Source organism: Aeromonas sp. 602658 (assembly GCF_049173005.1).
GTDB lineage: Bacteria > Pseudomonadota > Gammaproteobacteria > Enterobacterales > Aeromonadaceae > Aeromonas > Aeromonas veronii_A.
Window position 1 is genome coordinate 1 of record NZ_JAAKRF010000044.1, and the last position, 19,080, is coordinate 19,080.

Below are 19,080 nucleotides of genomic sequence, written 5' to 3' on the forward strand. Positions count from 1 at the left end.
CACAAGCTGGTATCCTTGGCCCGCAGGTGGTCAACATTCTCCAGCTCAACCTGCAACTGGATCATCAAAAGGGCGCCTGATGGCGCCCATTCCGGTTTGGTGATGACCTCGATTTTCGCAACGGGCAGTTGGCTCGATAGGGATAAGCATGCGTGATGAGGTAAGGGCCGACGCCCTGCTGGCGAGCCTGGAACAGGAGCACAAGGGCAAGCTTAAGGTGTTTCTCGGCGCCGCTCCCGGCGTCGGCAAGACATACGCCATGCTGCAGGCGGTGCGGGAACAGGCCAAAGAGGGGGTCGACATCCTGATCGGCGTGGTGGAGACCCACGGCCGTCAGGAGACGCTGGCCCTGCTCGACAAGCTCGCCATCATGCCGCGCAAGATCCACATGCACCGTCAGCAGCGACTGGAGGAGATGGACCTCGACGGCCTGCTCGCCCGCAAACCGGCCATCGCCGTGGTGGACGAGCTGGCCCACAGCAACGCCCCCGGCAGCCGCCACGAGAAGCGCTGGCAGGATGTGGAGGAGCTGCTCAACGCCGGGATCGACGTCTACACCACCCTCAACGTGCAGCATCTGGAGAGTCTCAACGATCTGGTGTGGCAGCTGACCGGGGTCAGGGTCAAAGAGACCCTGCCCGATCAGGTTCTGCTCGATGCAGACAGCATTATCCTTATCGACCTCCCCCCCAAGGAGCTGCTCGGCCGCCTCAAGGAGGGCAAGGTCTATGTGCCCCATCAGGCCAAGGCTGCGTTGCAATCCTTCTTCTCCCTCAACAACCTCACCGCATTGCGGGAGCTGGCGATGCAGACTGCCGCCAGCCATGTGGAGGGCGATCTGCAACTGCAATGGCAGGCAGCAGGCAAGAGCACCTTGCCGCTGCGGGGCAAGCTGATGGTTTGCCTCGGTGACCTGCACGGCTCGGCGCTGGTGCGCTACGGCCACCGCTTTGCCCAGCGCCGCCAACTTCCCTGGCTGGTAGTGCATGTCGACAGCAATGGCTGCCGCTCGGCCGATGTGGAGCAGGCGCTGGCGCTCGCCTCCCACCTCGGTGCCAAAGTGCTGACCCTCTCCAGTCCGGCGGTCGCCAACACCCTGCTGGAAACCGCCGAACAGCAGCAGGTCTCCCAGCTGCTGCTCGGCAAACCTCACAAGGCGCCGTGGCGCCGCTCGCTGGTGCAACACCTGCTCAAGCAGGCGCAGGGGCTCGAAATCACGTTGGTCGATACCGAGAAGCAGAAGCCAGAAGTGGGGATGCGCGTCCCGACCCCGAAAGATATTCACCACAGCCTGCTGGCGGTGACCATCATGGGGATCACCTCGGCCATCGCATGGGGACTATCCTACTGGCTGCCCCCCGCAGCGTTGCCGCTCATCTTCGTGCTGGGGGTACTGGCGACTGCCCTCACCACCAGTCTGGTGCCCGCCACGCTGGCAGCGGTGCTGGGCTTTATCGCCCACAATCTGCTCTTCACCGCCCCCTACTTCTCCCTGAGCGTCGCCAACCACAGCGACCTGCTCACCCTGTTTGTGCTGCTTATCGTCGGCATGACGGCAGGACGGCTCGCCTCCCGCCAGCGGCAACAGCTGATCGGTCTGCGCGAGACCCAGCAGTTGGGCAATGCCCTGCTCTCCCTCAGTCAGGGGTTAGCCACCGCCAGCAGCCCGGAGGAGGTGCTCAGACAAGGTGCCCAGGCCATTTCACTGGCGCTAGGCCAGCCGACCGTGGTGATCGACAAGGAGTTCAACGACAGGCTCGGCAACGAGAAGCACAGGCCCGGCCAGACCGACAAGGCGGCCATCGACTGGTGTCTGGCCCAGAAGCAGAGCGCCGGAGCCCACACCGCCACCCTCAATGCTGCCGAGGCCCAGTATCATCATCTCAGCGATGATCTGGTGATCGGCATAACGCTGGCCAATCCGCTCTCCTCCTCTGCCGAACATCAGCTGCAGGCGCTGCTCACCGACATTCGCGCCGCGCTGGCGCGGATCGACCTCAACGAGCGGCTGGCCGACAGCCAGTTGCAGGCGGAGACCGACCGGATGCGCGCCGCCCTGCTCTCCTCGGTCTCCCACGATTTGAAGACGCCGCTAGCCACCATCATGGGGGCAGGCAGCACCCTGCTGGAATATGGTGACCGGATCCCCGCCGAAGACCGTGACGAACTGCTCCACTCGGTGCAGGAGGAGGCGCGCCGCCTCCACAGCTATGTGCAGAATCTGCTGGATATGACCCGCATCGGCTCCCCCGACTTCCAGCTGAAACGGGACTGGGTCGATCTGGCGGATCTGGTGGAGAGCGCCCGCAAGCGGCTCGACTCCTCCTGGCGCCAGCACAAGCTGCTGGTCCATTTCGATCAGCATGTGCCCCAGCTCTATGTGCACGGCGCCCTGATCGAGCAGGTGCTGGTCAACATCCTCGACAACGCCTCCCGCTACTCGCCGGCAGGCACCCCCATCGAGTTCAAGGTGATGGTGGCCGAACCCGACCTCATCATCGACATCATCGATATCGGGGTCGGTATCGCCGAGTCGGATCGGGAGAAGATCTTCAACCTCTTCTACACCCAGCCGGTGGGCGATTGCGGCAGCCGTGGCACCGGGCTTGGCCTCGCCATTTCCCGCGCTATGATAGAGGCCCACGGCGGCAAGATTTGGGCCTTCTCCGGTCCCAATGGCAACGGCACCTGCATGCGCATCTCCCTGCCGCTCGCCCTCAATTCACCGGAGGTCTGATGGCTGACCGCCAGATCGGGTCACTCAGCCCCTCCCACCATTCGCCTCTGGAGGTTCGATGGCGCACATTCTGGTCATAGATGATGAAGCGGCGATCCGTCGCTTTCTGCGGATCAGCCTGATTGCCGAGGGGCATCAGGTGAGTGAGGCGGTGGGGGTCAATGAAGGGCTGGAGCAGTATCGCCACCTCAACCCCGATCTGGTGATCCTCGATCTCGGTCTGCCGGATGGCGATGGCATTCAGGTGTTGCAGGCCATTCGCGAACACCACCCCAATCCTGTGCTGGTGCTGTCGGCCCGTGATTCGGAGCAGGAGAAGGTGCGGCTGCTGGATGCCGGCGCCAACGACTACATGAGCAAGCCGTTCGGCATCGGCGAGATGATGGCACGCATTCGCGTGCTCTTGCGCCAGCGGGCTGGCGTCAGCAGTGGCGAACGGCGCCACTTCCCCCAATGCGGCCTGACGCTCGATATCAGCAGCCACAAGGTGACCATGAAGGAGGAGGAGATCCCACTCTCCCGCAAGGAGTTCGCCCTGCTGCAGGCGCTGGTGTGCCACCCCGGCAAGCTGGTGATGCAGACCCAGCTGCTCAACGACATCTGGGGGCCGAGCCACAAGGAGGACACTCACTACCTGCGCATCGTCATCGCCAGCCTGCGCAAAAAGCTGGGGGATAACCCCCAGCAACCGACGCTTATCGAAACCGAATCCGGTATCGGCTACCGCTTTATCGGCAACTGACGTTTCACGTGGAACGACGCCCGCTGCAAATCAGCGCCAGCAGACCGCAGCCACTCAGCAACAGGCCGAGATCCTGCAATCCGGCCGCCACCGCCAACCCCAGACTGAGCAGCAGGTAGTAGCCAAGCCCGAACAGGGCACCAGCGCTGCCTGCCACCTCGCGATAAGCCAGCAGCGCCTGACTCAGCACATTGGGGAGCGCCAGCCCAAAAGCGATGACTACACCCATCATGGGCAACAGGAACCAGAGGCTGGACTGACTCGCCCAGACCAGCAGCCCGGCGACCAGCACCAGAGCGCAAGCCAACCTGACCAGAGAGGACGGCAGCCACCCCCTCCCCAGCAGATGCTTGTTGAGCAGGCTGCCGAGCAGAGTCGCCAGCGCCAGCAAGATCCCCGAATAGCCAAACTCGCCGGTGCTCAATCCCAATCCGGCAAACAGGAAGGGGGCCAGACTGTAGTAGCCAAACAGCATAGTGTTGAACAGGGCGACCAGCATGGCACTGCGCCAGAGTCCGCCATCCTTCATCATCCGGCGCGCCAGCGGCCAGAGTTCGACTTGCCGGGTGGTGGCCGGACGGGTTTCCGGCAGCTGCCAGCAGGCAACCAGCAGCAAGCCTACCGCCAGTATCAGCAAACCACTGAACACCCCGAGATAGCCGAACCCGCTCGCCAGCTGACCACCACTGAGCAACCCCAACACCGGGCTCAGGGAGAGCGCTATACCCATCACCGAGAAGACCCGCGCCAGATCGCTGCCCTGATAGCTATCGCGCAGCATGGTCTGGGTCACCACAGATCCCACCGCAGCGCCAAAGGCCGAGATAACCCGGGCCAGCAGCAGGGTTTCAAACTGATTGGCCAGCAGCGCCAGCAGGGTGCCTACACCATAGGTGTAGCAGACCCGCCAGCATGGCGGGACGGCGCCCAATCAGATCGCAGAGCCGTCCCCAGCAGACCACGCCCACCGCAAACGCCAGAAAATAGACCGACAGGGTCTGGGATGCCTGCCCTTCGCTCACCTGAAACTGGCTGGCGATGTGGGTCAGGACCGGGCTGTAGATGGTCTCCACAATTTGGGGAAACATCATCAATCCCACCACCAGCCAGAGCGGTGGCAACTTGTTGTTCATGACAAACCTCCTTCACAAGAGGTCGCCAGTCTAGAGAGATGCCGATTGTCTGATTACAATAAGCAGGACTATAAACATCAAAAATCGGACATATGGCCTTTATTCTTCCCGATCACCCTTTTGACCCCGACCAGCTGACGGGCAGCGTGATTGGCATAGCCTCCGCCCTCGGCTGGCACGACTCGGGCCAGCATCAACATCAGCGTCATCAGCTGCTGTTCGCCCAATCCGGCTGCATGACCATGGAGCTGGAAGGTCGGGTCTGCCTGCTGCCGCCCACCCGCGCCGCCTGGCTGCCTGCAGGCACCGCACACAGGATCTTGATGCGCGGTGTCGTTGCCTACCGCTCACTCTACTTCCAGCCGCACCCCGAGTTGCCCAGCACGGTGGAAGTGCTGGCGGTCAATCCGCTGCTGCACGAACTGATCGAACGGATGGCGCTCTGGCCGTGGGACAAACCGCAAGAGCAGCAGCAACGGACGGTGGCAGTGTTTATGGAGGAGTTGGAGCAGGCACCGCGGGAGTCGTGGCAGTTGCCGCTGCCGACCGATCCCAGACTGGGCGACTGGCTACAGCAGTTGAAACGGGGAGATGCCCTGCCCGATCGGCTCAACCGGCTGGCCGAACGGGTGGGTGCCAGTGACAAGACCATTGGCCGCATCTTCATGCGGGAGACCGGCATGAGCTATCAGGCGTGGCGTCAGCAGTGGCGGCTGTTGCGCGCCATGGAGCTGCTGGCAGAAAGCGAGCCCATCAGCCGGATTGCCGCTGCGCTGGAGTTCTCCAGCGACAGCGCCTTCATCAGCTTCTTCAAACAACATACGGGACAGACCCCCCTGCGCTACCTCAACTCTCGGGGTGAGTCGCCACAGCCTGACTCGCCTCCACCACCAGGGTATCCAGCGCCAGCGGTTTGAGATTGTGCAACGCATCCTGCACCACGGCATGAGATGCCTGTTGCAACTCGCTCTGCACATCCTGCTCCAGCTGGGTACTCTCCAGCTCGGGCAGCGGGTTTTCGTTGGCCATCACGTTCAGGCTCAGGGCACTCACAATCAGGGTAGCGATCAGGCTTTTCATCTGGTTTGCTCCGGTATGGTTGAGATGACCAGATAGCTATTCCAATAGTTGTGCCAATCCTCACGCAATTCATAACATGATGATTTTGTTTAAATTAACTATATCTCGATACCAAATTGAGTCGCAAAACGCATCCCGCTCGGTCATTTTTAAACCAACAATTGGTGCTTTTAACCACGCTTGATTTTTGCACCATGTTCCACGTGGAACGTCCCATCTTTTTGATCGACACCCACTTTTAAACTGAGCTATGGTGCTACATCCCCGTAACTCAAATCTGGATCTGTCACTGAATGGAATTTTCCTTGTTCGGCGAGAAGTTCACTCGCCACGCCGGCATTACCCAACTCATGGATGACCTCAATCAGGGGCTGACCAATCCGGACGCCATCATGCTGGGTGGCGGCAATCCGGCCCCCATCCCCGCCATGCTGGAACGCTTTCAGGCCGAGGCCAAGAGCCTGCTCGACAACGGCGAGCTGGTCAAAGCGATGGCCAACTACGACGGCCCACAGGGCAAAGACAGGTTCACCAAAGCGCTGGCAGCCCTGCTCAGCAAGGAGCTGGGATGGGATATCTCGGCTCGCAATATCGCCCTGACCAACGGCAGCCAGAATGCCTTCTTCTACCTGTTTAACCTGCTGGCCGGCGAATTTGCCGATGGCCGCAAGAAGAAGGTGCTGTTCCCGCTTGCCCCCGAATACATCGGCTATGCCGACTCGGCGCTGGCCGACGACTACTTCGTGGCCTACAAGCCCACCATCGAGAAGCTGCCCGATGGCCAGTTCAAATACCACGTGGATTTCGAGAGCCTGCAGGTAGGTGACGATATCGGGGTGATCTGCGTCTCCCGCCCGACCAACCCGACCGGCAACGTGCTGACCGACGAAGAGATCGAACACCTCGACCAGATCGCCCGCGACAAGGGAATCCCGCTGCTGATCGACAACGCCTACGGCGTTCCCTTCCCGGGCATCATCTTCAGCGAAGCCAAGCCGTTCTGGAACGCCAATACCATCCTCTGCATGAGCCTCTCCAAGCTGGGCTTGCCGGGCACCCGCTGCGGCATCGTCATCGCCGACGAGAAGATCATTCAGGCCATCACCAACCTGAGCGGCATCATCAATCTGGCGCCGGGCAGTCTGGGGCCCGCCATCACCATTCCGATGATCGAGAGCGGCGAGATTATCGCCCTCAGCGAACAAGTGGTGAAGCCCTTCTATCAGCAAAAGGCGGAGCTGGCGGTGCAGCTGCTGCGCGAAGCGATCCCCGACCCGCGCTTCCACATTCATAAACCGGAAGGGGCCCTCTTCCTCTGGCTCTGGTTTGAAGGCTTGCCGATCCACTGTCAGGAGCTTTATGAGCGACTGAAGGCGAAGAACCTGCTGATCGTGCCGGGTCACTACTTCTTCCCCGGCATCGATGACCCCGAGTGGCGTCACAGCCAGGAGTGCATTCGCCTCAACTACTCCCAGAGCGAGGAGCTGGTGCGTCGTGGCATCGCCATTCTGGCCGACGAGATCAACACCCTCTACGCTGGTTAATCCAATCCGGCGATACAAAAACAGAAAGGCCTGCAGATGCAGGCCTTTGTTGTTTATCGCGATCCGGTTTGCTTAGCCGGGCAGCGCCAGCTGCTCGGGTTTGCCGATGGGGATGGCGCGGGGCTTGAGCGCCTCCGGCAGTTCGCGAGCCAAGTCGATGGTCAACAGACCATGCTCCAGCTTGGCGCCCTGCACTTCCACGTGCTGGCTCAGCTTGAAGGCGAGCTCGAAGTCGCGCTCGGCAATCCCCTGATGGAGGAACTGACGCTCACCGGCCGCAGCCCCTTTGCGCCCCTTCACCTTGAGGGTGCCGTTTTCGGTCTCCAGCTCCAGCTCTTTGCGCTCGAAGCCAGCCACGGCGACCGTGATGCGATAGCCATCCTGATCGCGCTTTTCAATGTTGTACGGGGGGTAAGCGGCGGTCTTCTGCTCGAACAGACCTTCCAGCTCACGGGCCATCCGCTCGAAGCCGACGGCGTTGGAATAGAGATGAGAAAAATCGAGGTTACGCATAATCCTATCCTTCTAATAAGCAACAGGGTCAACTCTCCACAGGCCCGTCGTCGGCACCCGGGAAATTTTAAAATTTCAGTAAATTCAGGCTATCAGCCGTTGATCTCGATCTTGCGCGGCTTCATCGCCTCGGGCACTTCACGCACCAGCTCGATGTGCAGCAAGCCGTTTTTCAGGTCGGCCCCTTTCACCCGCACATAGTCGGCCAGCTGGAAGCGGCGCTCAAAACCACGCTCGGCGATCCCCTGATAGAGATAGTTGCGCTCGGTATCGGCCTGCTTGTTGCCTTTCACCGTCAACAGATTTTCCTGGAAGCTCAGCTCCAGCTCTTCTTGGGTAAAGCCCGCTACCGCCATGCTGATGCGGTAGTCGCTGTCACCCAACTGCTCGATGTTGTAGGGGGGATAACCGGCATTGCCATTGCTGGCCGCAGATTCGATGAGATTGGCCAGACGATCGAAACCGATGGCAGAACGATAGAGCGGAGAAAAGTCGATAGAACGCATAGTATTACCCTCTTGTGAGCGATAACTGATTGTTTGCCCTCCTGATGGACGGGCACCTGGTCGAAACCTCTGTCGAGCGTTCCGGCCTTGTTACCTATATAGGGGCTCACTTTTTCCTTTCAAGGGGATTTTTTCAAATTTTTTAAATGGCCGCGCCGACCTGTAGAACATCAACCTGTTGGCCCGATAGTGATGATAATCGACCCGTGGGCCACTGATGGCAACTCGCTCCGTCTCCCATAATTGGTTGCATATCCACCAGCCAACATGGAGCCATCCCATGAAGATTACCCAGGTTCGCAACGCCACCTTGCTGCTCGACTATGCCGGCACCCGCTTTCTGATCGACCCCATGCTCTCGGCCAAGGGGGCTTTCCCCGGCTTTGAGGGCACCGCCAACAGCCAGCTGCGCAATCCGCTGGTCGAGCTGCCGCTACCGATCGATGAGCTGGTCGATGTGGATGCCGTTATCGTCACCCACGACCATCCCGACCACTGGGATGATGCCGCCAGAGAGCTAATCCCCAAGCATCTGCCACTCTTGGTGCAACATCAGAAAGATGCCGATGCCATTCGTGCCAGTGGCTTTGAGGATGTGCGCCTGCTGAACGACCAGCCCGAGTTTGCCGGCATTCGCCTGCAACAGACCGGTGGCCAGCACGGCAGCGACCAGTTGATGGCGGTACTGGGCGAGCGCATGGGAGAAGTGTGCGGCGTGGTCTTCTCCCACCCCGATGAGCAGTGCCTCTATCTGGCCGGTGATACCATCTGGCATCCCCGGGTCGAGCAAGCCCTGCAACAGCATCAGCCCGAGGTCATCATCCTCAACTGTGGCGATGCACAGGTGCCCGGGCTCGGTTCCATCATCATGGGCAAGGAGGATGTCGCCGCCGTTTATCAGGCCGCACCGCAAGCCACGCTGATCGCCAGCCATATGGAGGCGGTCAACCACGCAGTGCTGTCACGCCAGGAGCTGCACGACTATCTGGCGGTACGGGGCATGATGGATCGGGTACGGGTGCCGCAAGATGGCGAGGCGATATCACTGTGATCCACAAAAGGGCCATGCCAGAGATGGCCCTTCGGCTTTCACTGCCGAACGCTTATGATGAGTGGTCTGCGCGCAGAGAGGAGCCAACACCATGACCACCCCGATCGTTGCCGTGGTGACCTTCGATCACTTCAGCCCTTTTCACTGCGCCGTCCCCTGTCTCATCTTCGGCGATATCCTGCCGGGCCAGCCACTGTTCGAGCTCAAGATCTGCTGCGGCGATGGCAACCCTCATTCACACTCGGCGCAAGGATTCACCATTCAGGCTCCCCATGGGCTGGAGGTGCTGGCCGAGGCGGAGATCATCGTCATCCCCTTCTGGCACGACCCGGCTGCACGGCCACCCGCAGCGCTGCTCGATGCCCTGATTGCCGCCAGAGCCAGAGGTGCCCGGCTGGTCGGGCTCTGTCTCGGCACCTATGTGCTCGCCTACGCCGGGCTGCTCAATGGACGCAAGGCATCGACCCACTGGGAGTACGAGCAGGATTTCTGCCACCGCTTTCCCTGCGTGCAGCTCGATACCAACGCCCTCTATGTGGATGACGAAGGGCTGGTCACCTCGGCAGGCACTGCCGCCGGGCTGGACTGCTGCCTCTATCTGGTACGCCAGTACCACGGCTCGGCCATCGCCAACAAGGTGGCGCGACGGCTGGTGATCCCGCCCCACCGGGAAGGGGGTCAGGCCCAGTTTATCGAGCAGCCGGTGCCCGCCTCCACCCGCGATGTCAGGATGAACCAGTTGCTCGATCACCTGCGTGCTCATCTGGCCGAGCCTCACACCCTGGACTCTCTGGCAGCCCACACCCTGATGAGTCGGCGCACCTTTACCCGCCGTTTTCATCAGGCAACCGGCCTCTCGGTGGGTGAATGGTTGCTGGCGGAGCGGCTCAGGCGCAGTCAGGAGTTGCTGGAAGTGAGCGGTCATTCCATCGATCGCATCGCCGAGCTGGTCGGCTTCAAGAGTGCCACCTCTCTGCGCAATCACTTTCGAGCCCGCTTTGCCATCTCCCCCAGCGAGTGGCGACGATCTTTTCGTGGCCAAAACTCCTGATACACAGACTCGATGTTTCACGTGGAACGTGCAAATTCTTCCGCCCAAAAACAAAAAGCCGCTCACAGGGAGCGGCTTTTTGCTGTCTGACAGCGTCGATTAGACGTCGAGGTTGGCTACGCGCAGGGCGTTGGTCTCGATAAAGTCACGACGGGGCTCAACGGCATCACCCATCAGGGTGGAGAAGAGCTGGTCGGCACCGACAGCATCGTCGATGGTGACGCGCAGCATGCGGCGGGCTTCCGGATCCATGGTGGTTTCCCACAGCTGGTCCGGGTTCATCTCGCCCAACCCTTTATAGCGCTGGATGTAGATGCCGCGCTTGCCTTCGCCCATCAGCCACTCGACGGCTTCCACGAAGTTGGCAACCGGCTTCACCTTCTCGCCACGCTTGATGAAACCACCTTCCTCGATCAGGTTGGCGATCTCCTTGCCCAGCGAGACCAGTTGACGGTACTCACCGGATTGCAGGAAGTCGTAGCTGAGCGGATATTCGCGGTCGACACCGTGCTGACGTACCACGGCGTGCGGCACGTACAGGCTGCGCTCTTCGTCACGACGAACCTGGATCTGGTACTGGATACCGTGGTTGCTCTCGTTGAGCACGGCTTCCATACCCTGACACCAGGCCAGCAGATCGCTCTCGCTGTTCAGCAGCGCTTCGTTCAACTCCGGCTGATAGATCAGTTGGGTCAGCACGGCTTCCGGCGCACGACGAGACATGCGGGTGATCAGGTGAGTCACCGAGCGGTGCTGGTTGACCAGACGCTCCAGTGCCTCGCCACCAATGGCCGGGGCAGACTCGTTGACGTGCAGGGTCGCACCATCCAGCGCCATGGCGGTCTGGTACTGCAGCAGCGCATCTTCGTCTTTCAGATACTGCTCCTGCTTGCCCTTCTTCACCTTGTAGAGCGGCGGCTGGGCGATATAGACGTAGCCACGCTCGATGATTTCCGGCATCTGACGATAGAAGAAGGTCAGCAGCAGAGTACGGATGTGCGCACCATCGACGTCCGCATCGGTCATGATGATGATGTTGTGATAACGCAGCTTGTCCGGGTTGTACTCGTCGCGACCGATACCGCAACCCAGTGCGGTGATCAGGGTGCCCACCTCTTGCGAGGAGATCATCTTGTCGAAACGGGCCTTCTCTACGTTCAAAATCTTGCCCTTGAGCGGCAGGATGGCCTGGTTCTTCCGGTTGCGACCCTGCTTGGCGGAACCGCCAGCAGAGTCCCCTTCCACTATGTAGAGTTCGGAGAGAGCCGGGTCTTTTTCCTGACAGTCAGCCAGCTTGCCGGGCAGACCGGCGATATCCAGCGCGCCTTTGCGGCGGGTCAGTTCGCGGGCCTTGCGGGCCGCTTCACGGGCACGGGCCGCATCGATGATCTTGTTGACCACGATCTTGGCATCGCCCGGGTTTTCCAGCAGGAAGTCGGCCAGCTTCTCACCCATCGCCTGTTCAACGGCGGTCTTCACTTCGGAAGAGACCAGCTTGTCTTTGGTCTGGGAGGAGAACTTGGGATCCGGCACCTTGACGGAGATAACGGCAATCAGACCTTCACGCACGTCGTCGCCACTGGCGGCAGACTTGGCCTTCTTGCTGTAGTCCTCTTTGTCCATATAGGAGTTCAGAGTACGGGTCAGCGCGGTACGGAAACCAACGAGGTGAGTACCACCATCCCGCTGCGGGATGTTGTTGGTGAAGCAGTAGACCCCTTCCTGATAGGCGTCGTTCCACTGCATCGCCACTTCCACGCCGATACCATCCTGCTCGGTGGTGAAATGGAACACCTTCGGGTGGATCGGGGTCTTGTTCTGGTTCAGGTATTCAACGAACGCCTTGATGCCACCCTCGTAGCAGAAATGCGCCTCGCGGCCATCACGCTCGTCTTGCAGACGGATGGAGACACCGGAGTTGAGGAAGGAGAGCTCGCGCAGGCGCTTGGCCAGGATCTCGTAATGGAACAGGGTATCGCTGAAAATGGCAGGGCTCGGCCAGAAGCGAACTTCGGTACCGGTGCCGGTGCTGTCGCCAATCTGCTTGAGCGGCGCTTGCGGCTCACCCAGATGATAGGTCTGCTCGTAGACGTGGCCGTTACGACGAATGGTCAGCAACAGCTTATCAGAGAGGGCGTTAACTACCGAGACACCCACGCCATGCAGGCCGCCGGATACCTTGTAGGAGTTGTCATCAAACTTACCGCCAGCGTGCAGCACGGTCATGATGACCTCTGCGGCGGAGCGGCCCTCCTCCTCGTGCATGTCTACCGGGATACCCCGGCCATTGTCACGCACAGAGACAGAACCGTCGGAATGGATCTTGACCAGAATATCGGAGCAGTAGCCAGCGAGCGCCTCGTCAATGGAGTTATCAACGACCTCGAACACCATGTGGTGCAGACCCGAGCCATCATCCGTATCGCCGATATACATCCCCGGGCGCTTGCGGACCGCATCCAGGCCCTTCAGCACCTTGATATTCGAGGAGTCGTAAGTATTTTCACTCATAGCTTACTCTCTGCCTTCTCTAACGTTTCGGAGATTTTACCCTGTTCCACGTGGAACAACTTACAGTCATTCGCATCCATCATGTCTGCGAGCTGACCGGTGTCGATGGCGGTGATAAACACCTGGGACGCACACTGCTTCAGCCTTGCGGCCAGCAAGCGGCGCTTGTCGACATCCAGTTCAGAGGCAAAATCGTCAATTAAAAAAATACAGCCACGGCTGCTATGTTGATTCAAATAGAGCCCTTGGGCCAGTCGCATGGCGCAGACCAGCAACTTCAGCTGACCCCGGGACAAAATATCCTGAGCAGGCACCCCGTTCGCCTTGAGGCGAACATCGGCTTTCTGCGGACCGACACCGGTATAGCCCAGCGCCCGATCCCGCTCAAACCCCGCCTCCAGCAGATCGCCGAGGGGAGTATCTTTCTCCCAGCCCCGGTAAAAGCCGAGACTGATATCGAATTCCGGCAGAAAATCCGCCGTCATCTCCTTGATCAGGGGCGTAATGGCCTGACAATAACTGGCGCGAAACTCGGCCAGCTCACCACCCAGCCGTACCAACTCCTGATCCCAGAACGCCAGCTGGCGGTATTGGGTGCTCTGGCGCAACAGCGCATTGCGCTGTTTCAGCAGCCGCCGCACTCGTCCCCACAGGGCAAAGAAGGTCGGCTCCTGATGGAAGACACCCCAATCGAGCCAGGCGCGGCGAGCCTGAGGCCCGCCCGTCAGCAGGTTGAAACCATCGGGATGGATCAACTGCACCGGCAACAGCTCCGCCAAATCGGCAAGCCGCTGGGCCTGTGCCCCGGCAATCTTGAGCTGGGTCTCGCCACTCTTGTCTTTGGCAAGACCGATCGGTACCTGACGCCCCTCCAGCTCGCACTGGGCAAACAGGGTAAAGGCCCTCTCCCCCTGGCGGATGACCCGCCCGGTCAAATGAGTGCGAAAGGAGCGCCCCAGACCAAGGTAGTGAATGGCTTCCAGCACACTGGTCTTGCCGCTGCCATTGCACCCGACCAGAATGTTGAGGCCGGGCGACAGCTTGAGACTGGCTTGCTGGATATTGCGAAAGTCGCTGAGCTGGAGTTTGACCAGGGACACGACTAGATCCGCATCGGCATCACCACGTACTGAGCATCCTGATGTTCAAAATCCTCAATAATGGCACTGCTGATGGAATCGCTCAGGCTAATCCGAATTTGGTCACATTTTAACGTATTCAGCACGTCGAGCACATAAGAGACGTTAAAGCCGATCTCCATCTCGCCAGCGGCATATTGTACGTCAAGCAGCTCTTCGGCTTCTTCCTGTTCCGGGTTGTTGGCGGTGATGCGCAGCAGGTTTTCCTGCAGATTGAGACGCACCCCACGGAATTTCTCGTTGGAGAGGATGGCGGCGCGGGCAAACGCCTGACGCAGATCCTCACGGCCGGCGATGAGCGCCTTGTCGCTGTTGCGCGGAATGACGCGGCGCCAGTCCGGGAAGCGACCATCCACCAGCTTGGAGGTGAAGATGAAGCCGTCGAGGGCTGCACGCAGGTTGCTGCGACCGATCTGCAGACGTACCGGCTTGTCTTCCGCTTCCAGCAGACGCACCAGCTCCAGTACCCCTTTGCGCGGCAGGATAACCTGATGATCGGGCAGCGATTCCCCGACCACCTCGCGGCGGCAGGTAGCCAGACGGTGACCATCGGTCGCCACGGTGCGCAGACCGTGACCTTCGCTCTCGAACAGCATACCGTTCAGGTAGTAACGAACATCCTGGCTGGCCATGGAGAACTGGGTCGCATCGATCAGCTTCTTCAGCTCCAGCTGGCTGATATCGAACTCGAGCACGGATTCCCAATCCTCGATGTTCGGATACTCGGTCGCCGGCAGGGTCGATAGGTTGAAGCGGGAACGACCGGACCGGATGATCAGGCGCTCGCCTTCGGTATTGAGACGGATCTCGGCGCCTTCCGGCAGACCACGGCAGATATCCAGCAGCTTGCGCGCCGGTACTGTGGTGCGGCCATCTTCGCTGGCCCCATTCAGATAGACCTGACCGATCATCTCTACTTCGAGATCGGTACCGGTCAGTGACAGCAGACCGTTGCTGACATCAAGCAGCACGTTGCCGAGGATCGGCAGGGTCGGTCGGCCGCCGAGGGCGCCGGACACCAGTTGCAGAGGACGTAACAGGGCCTCACGGCTAATTTCGAGCTGCATCTGTGCTCTCCGTTGTGATTAGGAGGAAAAGATTCGGATCAGGTTGGAATATTCGCGCTGCATCTGTCCACTCGATTCCGTTATCAGGAAGAAAGGGTACGGATCAGGTTGGAATAGTCCTCCTTGATGTCGTGACTCTCCTCCTTCAGCTGCTCGATCTTGCGGCAGGCATGAAGAACGGTAGTGTGGTCACGGCCACCAAAGGCATCACCTATCTCCGGCAAACTGTGGTTGGTCAGCTCCTTGGCCAGAGCCATCGCCAGCTGGCGCGGACGGGCAACAGAGCGGGAACGACGCTTGGAGAGCAGATCCGCCAGCTTGATCTTGTAGTACTCCGCCACCGTCTTCTGGATGTTGTCGATGGTGACCAGCTTCTCCTGCAGTGCCAACAGGTCGCGCAGCGCTTCGCGCACGAAATCAATATTGATGGCACGGCCGGTGAAGTTGGCGTTGGCGATCACCCGGTTGAGGGCGCCTTCCAGTTCACGGACGTTGGATCGCAGACGTTTGGCAATGAAGAAGGCCACTTCGTCCGGCAGATGGATCTGGTTCTCGTCTGCCTTGCGCATCAGGATCGCGACACGGGTCTCCAGCTCCGGCGGTTCGATCGCCACGGTCAGGCCCCAGCCGAAGCGGGACTTGAGGCGATCCTCGACACCGTTGATCTCCTTCGGATAGCGATCCGAGGTCAGGATGATCTGCTGGTTACCTTCCAGCAAGGCATTGAAGGTATGGAAGAACTCCTCCTGGGAGCGCTCCTTGTTGGCGAAGAACTGGATGTCATCGATGAGCAGGGCATCGACGCTGCGGTAGTAACGCTTGAACTCTTCAATGGCGTTGTTTTGCAGCGCTTTCACCATGTCCTGAACAAACCGCTCGGAGTGCATATAGATGACTTTGGCATCTTTTTTACTCTCCTTGATGGCATTGCCAACGGCGTGCAGCAGGTGGGTTTTACCCAGGCCAGTGCCGCCATAGAGGAACAGCGGGTTGTAAGCACCACCCGGATTGTCCGCTACCTGACGGGCAGCCGCACGCGCCAACTGGTTGGACTTACCCTCGACGAAATTCTCGAAGGTATAGTTCACGTTGGTGTTGCTCTTGTGGTTCGGCTCGGGCTTGGCTTCAGCCTTGCTTTCCCAGCTCTTCTGCAAGTTATTCACAGGCGCGGCACCCTGTACCGGCGCTCTGGCGACAGCAACAGGATGAGGACGATTGCCTATATCAAAACGCAGGGCGGGGCCGTCGACCCCGCAGAGTTCGTTGATGATGCCGTTAACCCGGATGAGATACTTGTCTCGTACCCAGTCCAGAACAAAGCGATTCGGTGCATACAGGGTCAGAGTATTGTCACTCAACTCCGCTTGAAGCGGCCGGATCCACATGCTGAATTCTGCCGAGGGCAACTCATCTTGCAGCCGGTTAAGGCACTGCTGCCATAGCGAAGCAGTCACTCTAAACTCCTGTCGATTGATTAACTAAAGACCGGCTATTCTACGTTTTTAGCCGCCGGATCTCCAGCCATCGCCCGGTGGATCCAGCAAATAAGATCCTTGACTTTCAAGGATCCAGCGCCTCCGGATCATCTTTCATCCCCAAAGTTACCCACAGCTTGATCCACCGTCCGGATTGGTCGATCCCGTGCTTCTCTCCTGTTATTTCATATAACCAAATGTCATTTATTTTTTAAATTTTATTCCAATAACATCAGGGCCAAACCAGTTATTACAACTACAAATACAAGACATCGAGAGAGAGAAACACCATGAAAACATCCATCAAACTGATTTCCGGCGCAGCCATCCTGCTCACCACCCTGTCCGGTCAGGCCATCGCCCAGGAGACCATCAAGGTCGGCATGTCTGGCAAATATTTCCCGTTCACCTTCGTCAAGCAGGACAAGCTGCAAGGGTTTGAAGTGGATATGTGGAACCAGATCGGCGAGCGCACCGGCTACAAGGTCGAATTCGTGACCGCCAGCTTCTCCGGCCTGTTCGGCATGCTGGAAACCGGCCGCATCGACACCATCTCCAACCAGATCACCATCACCGACGAGCGCAAGGCGAAGTACGACTTCTCCCAACCTTACGTCTATGACGGCGCCCAGATCGTGGTCCGCAAGGGCAATAGCACCATCCACGGCATCAAGGATCTGGAAGGCAAGAGCGTTGCCGTGAACCTGGGTTCCAACTTCGAAGAGCTGCTGCGCAAGAACGACCCGAACAAGAAGATCGATATCCGCACCTATGACTCCGCCTTCGAGCAGGATGTCGCCCTGGGTCGCATCGATGCCTTCGTGATGGACCGCGTCTCCACCGCCCAGCTGATCAAGGAGTCCAAGCTGCCGCTGCAACAGGCTGGCGCACCGTTCGAGACTATCGAGAACGCCCTGCCCTTCCTGAAGACCCCGGAGAAACAGGCTCTGCTGAAGAAGGTCGACGAGGCCCTGACCGCCATGCGCAAGGATGGCTCCCTGCGTCAGATCTCCGAGAAATGGTTCGCTTCCGACATCACCGACAGATAAATGATGGAATTTGACCTCGAATACACGCTGGGGCTGTTTCCCATCCTGCTCAAATATCTGGGCACCACGATGGAGATGGCCCTGTGGGGATTCGTGCTGGCACTCGTACTCTCGCTGGCCCTGGCGATAGTACGGGTGTTTCGCGTCCCCGCGATTCACTGGCTGGCGATGCTCTATATCTCGTTCTTTCGGGGTACACCGCTACTCGTTCAGCTGTTTCTGCTCTACTACGGACTGCCGCAACTGTTCCCGATCTTCGTGGGGATGGATGCCTTTACCGCCGCCATCGTCGGTCTGACCCTGCACTTCGCCGCCTACATGGCCGAGTCGATCCGCGCAGCCATCCTCGGCATTCACAAAAGCCAGATGGAAGCGGCGCTCAGTATCGGCATGAGCCGTTATCAGGCGATGCAGCGGATCATCCTGCCGCAGGCGGCCCGTATCGCCACCCCGTCGCTGATGAACTACTTCATCGACATGATCAAGAGCACCTCGCTGGCTTTCACTCTGGGAGTGGCCGAGATCATGGGCAAGGCGCAGATGGAAGCCTCCTCCTCCTTCAAGTTCTTCGAGAGCTTTATGGCGGTGGCGCTGATCTACTGGGTGGTGGTGATCTTCTTTACCCGCTTGCAGCATCTGCTGGAAGTCCGTCTCAACCGTGCCTATTAAAGGAGGGCTCTCATGATCAAGCTAACCGGCCTCTCCAAGGCATATCACGGCAATCAGGTGCTCAACGGTATCGATCTGGAGGTCAAAAAGGGGGAAATTGTCGTCATCATCGGCCCCTCCGGCACCGGCAAGTCGACCCTGTTGCGCTGCCTGAACCTGCTGGAGACCCCGGATGCGGGCACCCTTGCCATCGACGATCTCGAGCTGAATCTGGCCAAGGCCAGCGAACAGCAGGCGATCGAGCTGCGCAAGCGGGCCTCCTTCGTGTTCCAGAACTACGCCCTGTTTGCCAACAAGACGGCGCTCGACAACATCGCCGAAGGGCTGATCACCGTCTGGAAGCAGCCAAAAGCGGAGGCCCGCGCCACAGCGCTCGGCATCCTCAAGGACATTGGCCTCGCCGACAAGCAGGATGCCTATCCGGCCTCCCTCTCCGGCGGCCAGCAGCAGCGGGTCGGCATTGGCCGCGCCATGGCGGCACACTCCAAGGTGATCCTGTTTGACGAGCCCACCTCGGCCCTCGATCCCGAGTGGGTCGACGAGGTTTTGGGACTGATGAAAGAGTTGGCCCGCCAGCACCAGACCATGGTGGTGGTGACTCATGAGATTGAATTTGCTCGTGATGTTGCCGATCGGGTGATCTTCATGGAAGGAGGACGGATCGTCGAGCAGGGCCCGCCGGATCAGATATTGGTCGATCCCAAGGATCCCCGTACCCGGGAGTTCTTGCGGAAAGTCCTTAAATAGCTCTCTCTTTGGCGGCCTGGCCGCCTTTTTTATTGAGGGATCCCTTGTTTAACCCCGGGTTGCCAG

The 19,080-nt window shown here is 59.5% G+C and carries 16 protein-coding genes and 2 pseudogenes; 10 read left to right on the forward strand and 8 right to left on the reverse strand.

Annotated elements, in window-relative coordinates:
• The 3 genes and pseudogenes from G5253_RS18995 to G5253_RS19005 form a co-directional block, all read left to right on the forward strand.
• Positions 1–80: pseudogene (locus G5253_RS18995) on the forward strand (potassium-transporting ATPase subunit C); the annotation flags it as partial.
• A 68-nt stretch (positions 81–148) separates the two neighbouring features.
• A complete protein-coding gene (locus G5253_RS19000) occupies positions 149–2,737 on the forward strand; it encodes an ATP-binding protein (RefSeq protein ID WP_421204031.1) in 2,589 nt (862 codons plus the stop codon).
• A gap of 58 nt (positions 2,738–2,795) precedes the next feature.
• Positions 2,796–3,479: a response regulator gene (locus tag G5253_RS19005; protein WP_005355774.1), complete on the forward strand. Its 684-nt coding sequence runs from the start codon at positions 2,796–2,798 to the stop codon at positions 3,477–3,479.
• A 4-nt stretch (positions 3,480–3,483) separates the two neighbouring features.
• On the opposite strand, the pseudogene G5253_RS19010 reads toward G5253_RS19005, so the two are convergent.
• Positions 3,484–4,612 (reverse strand): annotated as a pseudogene (locus tag G5253_RS19010) (multidrug effflux MFS transporter).
• Positions 4,613–4,704: 92 nt separating this feature from the next.
• Here G5253_RS19010 and G5253_RS19015 point away from each other — a divergent pair.
• On the forward strand, positions 4,705–5,529 hold the full coding sequence (locus G5253_RS19015) for an AraC family transcriptional regulator (protein WP_266135167.1): 825 nt from the start codon (positions 4,705–4,707) through the stop codon (positions 5,527–5,529).
• On the opposite strand, the gene G5253_RS19020 is transcribed toward G5253_RS19015, so the two are convergent.
• The gene (locus tag G5253_RS19020) at positions 5,459–5,692 is read right to left on the reverse strand and encodes a hypothetical protein (RefSeq protein WP_266135166.1); all 234 of its coding nucleotides are present in this window, start codon (positions 5,690–5,692) and stop codon (positions 5,459–5,461) included. The genes G5253_RS19015 and G5253_RS19020 overlap by 71 nt on opposite strands.
• 293 nt (positions 5,693–5,985) lie before the next feature.
• Here G5253_RS19020 and G5253_RS19025 point away from each other — a divergent pair, with 293 nt between their 5' ends.
• Complete coding sequence (locus G5253_RS19025) at positions 5,986–7,236, forward strand: valine--pyruvate transaminase (protein WP_127007973.1); 1,251 nt, start codon at positions 5,986–5,988, stop codon at positions 7,234–7,236.
• Positions 7,237–7,308: 72 nt separating this feature from the next.
• Here G5253_RS19025 and G5253_RS19030 read toward each other — a convergent pair whose 3' ends face one another.
• Both G5253_RS19030 and G5253_RS19035 read right to left on the reverse strand, forming a co-directional pair.
• The gene (locus G5253_RS19030; RefSeq protein ID WP_139440385.1) at positions 7,309–7,749 is read right to left on the reverse strand and encodes an Hsp20 family protein; all 441 of its coding nucleotides are present in this window, start codon (positions 7,747–7,749) and stop codon (positions 7,309–7,311) included.
• A 92-nt stretch (positions 7,750–7,841) separates the two neighbouring features.
• On the reverse strand, positions 7,842–8,255 hold the full coding sequence (locus tag G5253_RS19035) for an Hsp20 family protein (protein ID WP_167570594.1): 414 nt from the start codon (positions 8,253–8,255) through the stop codon (positions 7,842–7,844).
• Positions 8,256–8,535: 280 nt separating this feature from the next.
• Here G5253_RS19035 and G5253_RS19040 point away from each other — a divergent pair, with 280 nt between their 5' ends.
• Entirely contained in the window at positions 8,536–9,306 is a 771-nt protein-coding gene (locus tag G5253_RS19040; RefSeq protein WP_266135164.1) for an MBL fold metallo-hydrolase, read from the forward strand.
• A 91-nt stretch (positions 9,307–9,397) separates the two neighbouring features.
• Positions 9,398–10,357 carry a helix-turn-helix domain-containing protein gene (locus tag G5253_RS19045; protein ID WP_266135163.1) on the forward strand — a complete coding sequence of 320 codons (960 nt, stop codon included), beginning with the start codon at positions 9,398–9,400 and terminating at the stop codon, positions 10,355–10,357.
• A 99-nt stretch (positions 10,358–10,456) separates the two neighbouring features.
• On the opposite strand, the gene gyrB is transcribed toward G5253_RS19045, so the two are convergent.
• From gyrB to dnaA, 4 genes are all read right to left on the reverse strand, one after another.
• Positions 10,457–12,868 carry a DNA topoisomerase (ATP-hydrolyzing) subunit B gene (gyrB, locus tag G5253_RS19050; protein ID WP_005357188.1) on the reverse strand — a complete coding sequence of 804 codons (2,412 nt, stop codon included), beginning with the start codon at positions 12,866–12,868 and terminating at the stop codon, positions 10,457–10,459.
• A complete protein-coding gene (recF, locus tag G5253_RS19055; RefSeq protein ID WP_005339305.1) occupies positions 12,865–13,968 on the reverse strand; it encodes a DNA replication/repair protein RecF in 1,104 nt (367 codons plus the stop codon). Before recF ends, gyrB begins: the two co-directional genes overlap by 4 nt.
• A gap of 2 nt (positions 13,969–13,970) precedes the next feature.
• The gene (gene dnaN / locus G5253_RS19060; RefSeq protein WP_005339306.1) at positions 13,971–15,074 is read right to left on the reverse strand and encodes a DNA polymerase III subunit beta; all 1,104 of its coding nucleotides are present in this window, start codon (positions 15,072–15,074) and stop codon (positions 13,971–13,973) included.
• Between the two features lie 83 nt (positions 15,075–15,157).
• The gene (gene dnaA, locus G5253_RS19065) at positions 15,158–16,528 is read right to left on the reverse strand and encodes a chromosomal replication initiator protein DnaA (protein WP_005339307.1); all 1,371 of its coding nucleotides are present in this window, start codon (positions 16,526–16,528) and stop codon (positions 15,158–15,160) included.
• 311 nt (positions 16,529–16,839) lie between these two features.
• On the opposite strand from dnaA, the gene G5253_RS19070 reads away from it, so the two are divergent.
• Genes G5253_RS19070 through G5253_RS19080 form a run of 3 tightly spaced genes read left to right on the forward strand, consistent with a single transcriptional unit; the run spans position 16,840 to position 19,014 of the window.
• A complete protein-coding gene (locus G5253_RS19070; RefSeq protein ID WP_266135162.1) occupies positions 16,840–17,598 on the forward strand; it encodes an amino acid ABC transporter substrate-binding protein in 759 nt (252 codons plus the stop codon).
• Positions 17,599–18,267: an amino acid ABC transporter permease gene (locus G5253_RS19075; protein WP_019445518.1), complete on the forward strand. Its 669-nt coding sequence runs from the start codon at positions 17,599–17,601 to the stop codon at positions 18,265–18,267.
• A gap of 12 nt (positions 18,268–18,279) precedes the next feature.
• The gene (locus G5253_RS19080) at positions 18,280–19,014 is read left to right on the forward strand and encodes an amino acid ABC transporter ATP-binding protein (protein ID WP_005339311.1); all 735 of its coding nucleotides are present in this window, start codon (positions 18,280–18,282) and stop codon (positions 19,012–19,014) included.
• The last annotated feature ends 66 nt before the right edge of the window (positions 19,015–19,080 follow it).

Bases quoted from the DNA above. Each gene is read 5' to 3' on its own strand.
- G5253_RS19035 (WP_167570594.1), bottom strand. From the start codon at position 8,255: ATGCGTTCTATCGACTTTTCTCCGCTCTATCGTTCTGCCATCGGTTTC.
- G5253_RS19015 (WP_266135167.1), top strand. From the start codon at position 4,705: ATGGCCTTTATTCTTCCCGATCACCCTTTTGACCCCGACCAGCTGACG.
- G5253_RS19045 (WP_266135163.1), top strand. From the start codon at position 9,398: ATGACCACCCCGATCGTTGCCGTGGTGACCTTCGATCACTTCAGCCCT.
- dnaN (WP_005339306.1), bottom strand. From the start codon at position 15,074: ATGCAGCTCGAAATTAGCCGTGAGGCCCTGTTACGTCCTCTGCAACTG.
- G5253_RS19070 (WP_266135162.1), top strand. From the start codon at position 16,840: ATGAAAACATCCATCAAACTGATTTCCGGCGCAGCCATCCTGCTCACC.
- G5253_RS19040 (WP_266135164.1), top strand. From the start codon at position 8,536: ATGAAGATTACCCAGGTTCGCAACGCCACCTTGCTGCTCGACTATGCC.
- G5253_RS19080 (WP_005339311.1), top strand. From the start codon at position 18,280: ATGATCAAGCTAACCGGCCTCTCCAAGGCATATCACGGCAATCAGGTG.
- G5253_RS19030 (WP_139440385.1), bottom strand. From the start codon at position 7,749: ATGCGTAACCTCGATTTTTCTCATCTCTATTCCAACGCCGTCGGCTTC.
- G5253_RS19000 (WP_421204031.1), top strand. From the start codon at position 149: ATGCGTGATGAGGTAAGGGCCGACGCCCTGCTGGCGAGCCTGGAACAG.
- gyrB (WP_005357188.1), bottom strand. From the start codon at position 12,868: ATGAGTGAAAATACTTACGACTCCTCGAATATCAAGGTGCTGAAGGGC.
- G5253_RS19075 (WP_019445518.1), top strand. From the start codon at position 17,599: ATGATGGAATTTGACCTCGAATACACGCTGGGGCTGTTTCCCATCCTG.
- G5253_RS19005 (WP_005355774.1), top strand. From the start codon at position 2,796: ATGGCGCACATTCTGGTCATAGATGATGAAGCGGCGATCCGTCGCTTT.
- G5253_RS19020 (WP_266135166.1), bottom strand. From the start codon at position 5,692: ATGAAAAGCCTGATCGCTACCCTGATTGTGAGTGCCCTGAGCCTGAAC.
- G5253_RS19025 (WP_127007973.1), top strand. From the start codon at position 5,986: ATGGAATTTTCCTTGTTCGGCGAGAAGTTCACTCGCCACGCCGGCATT.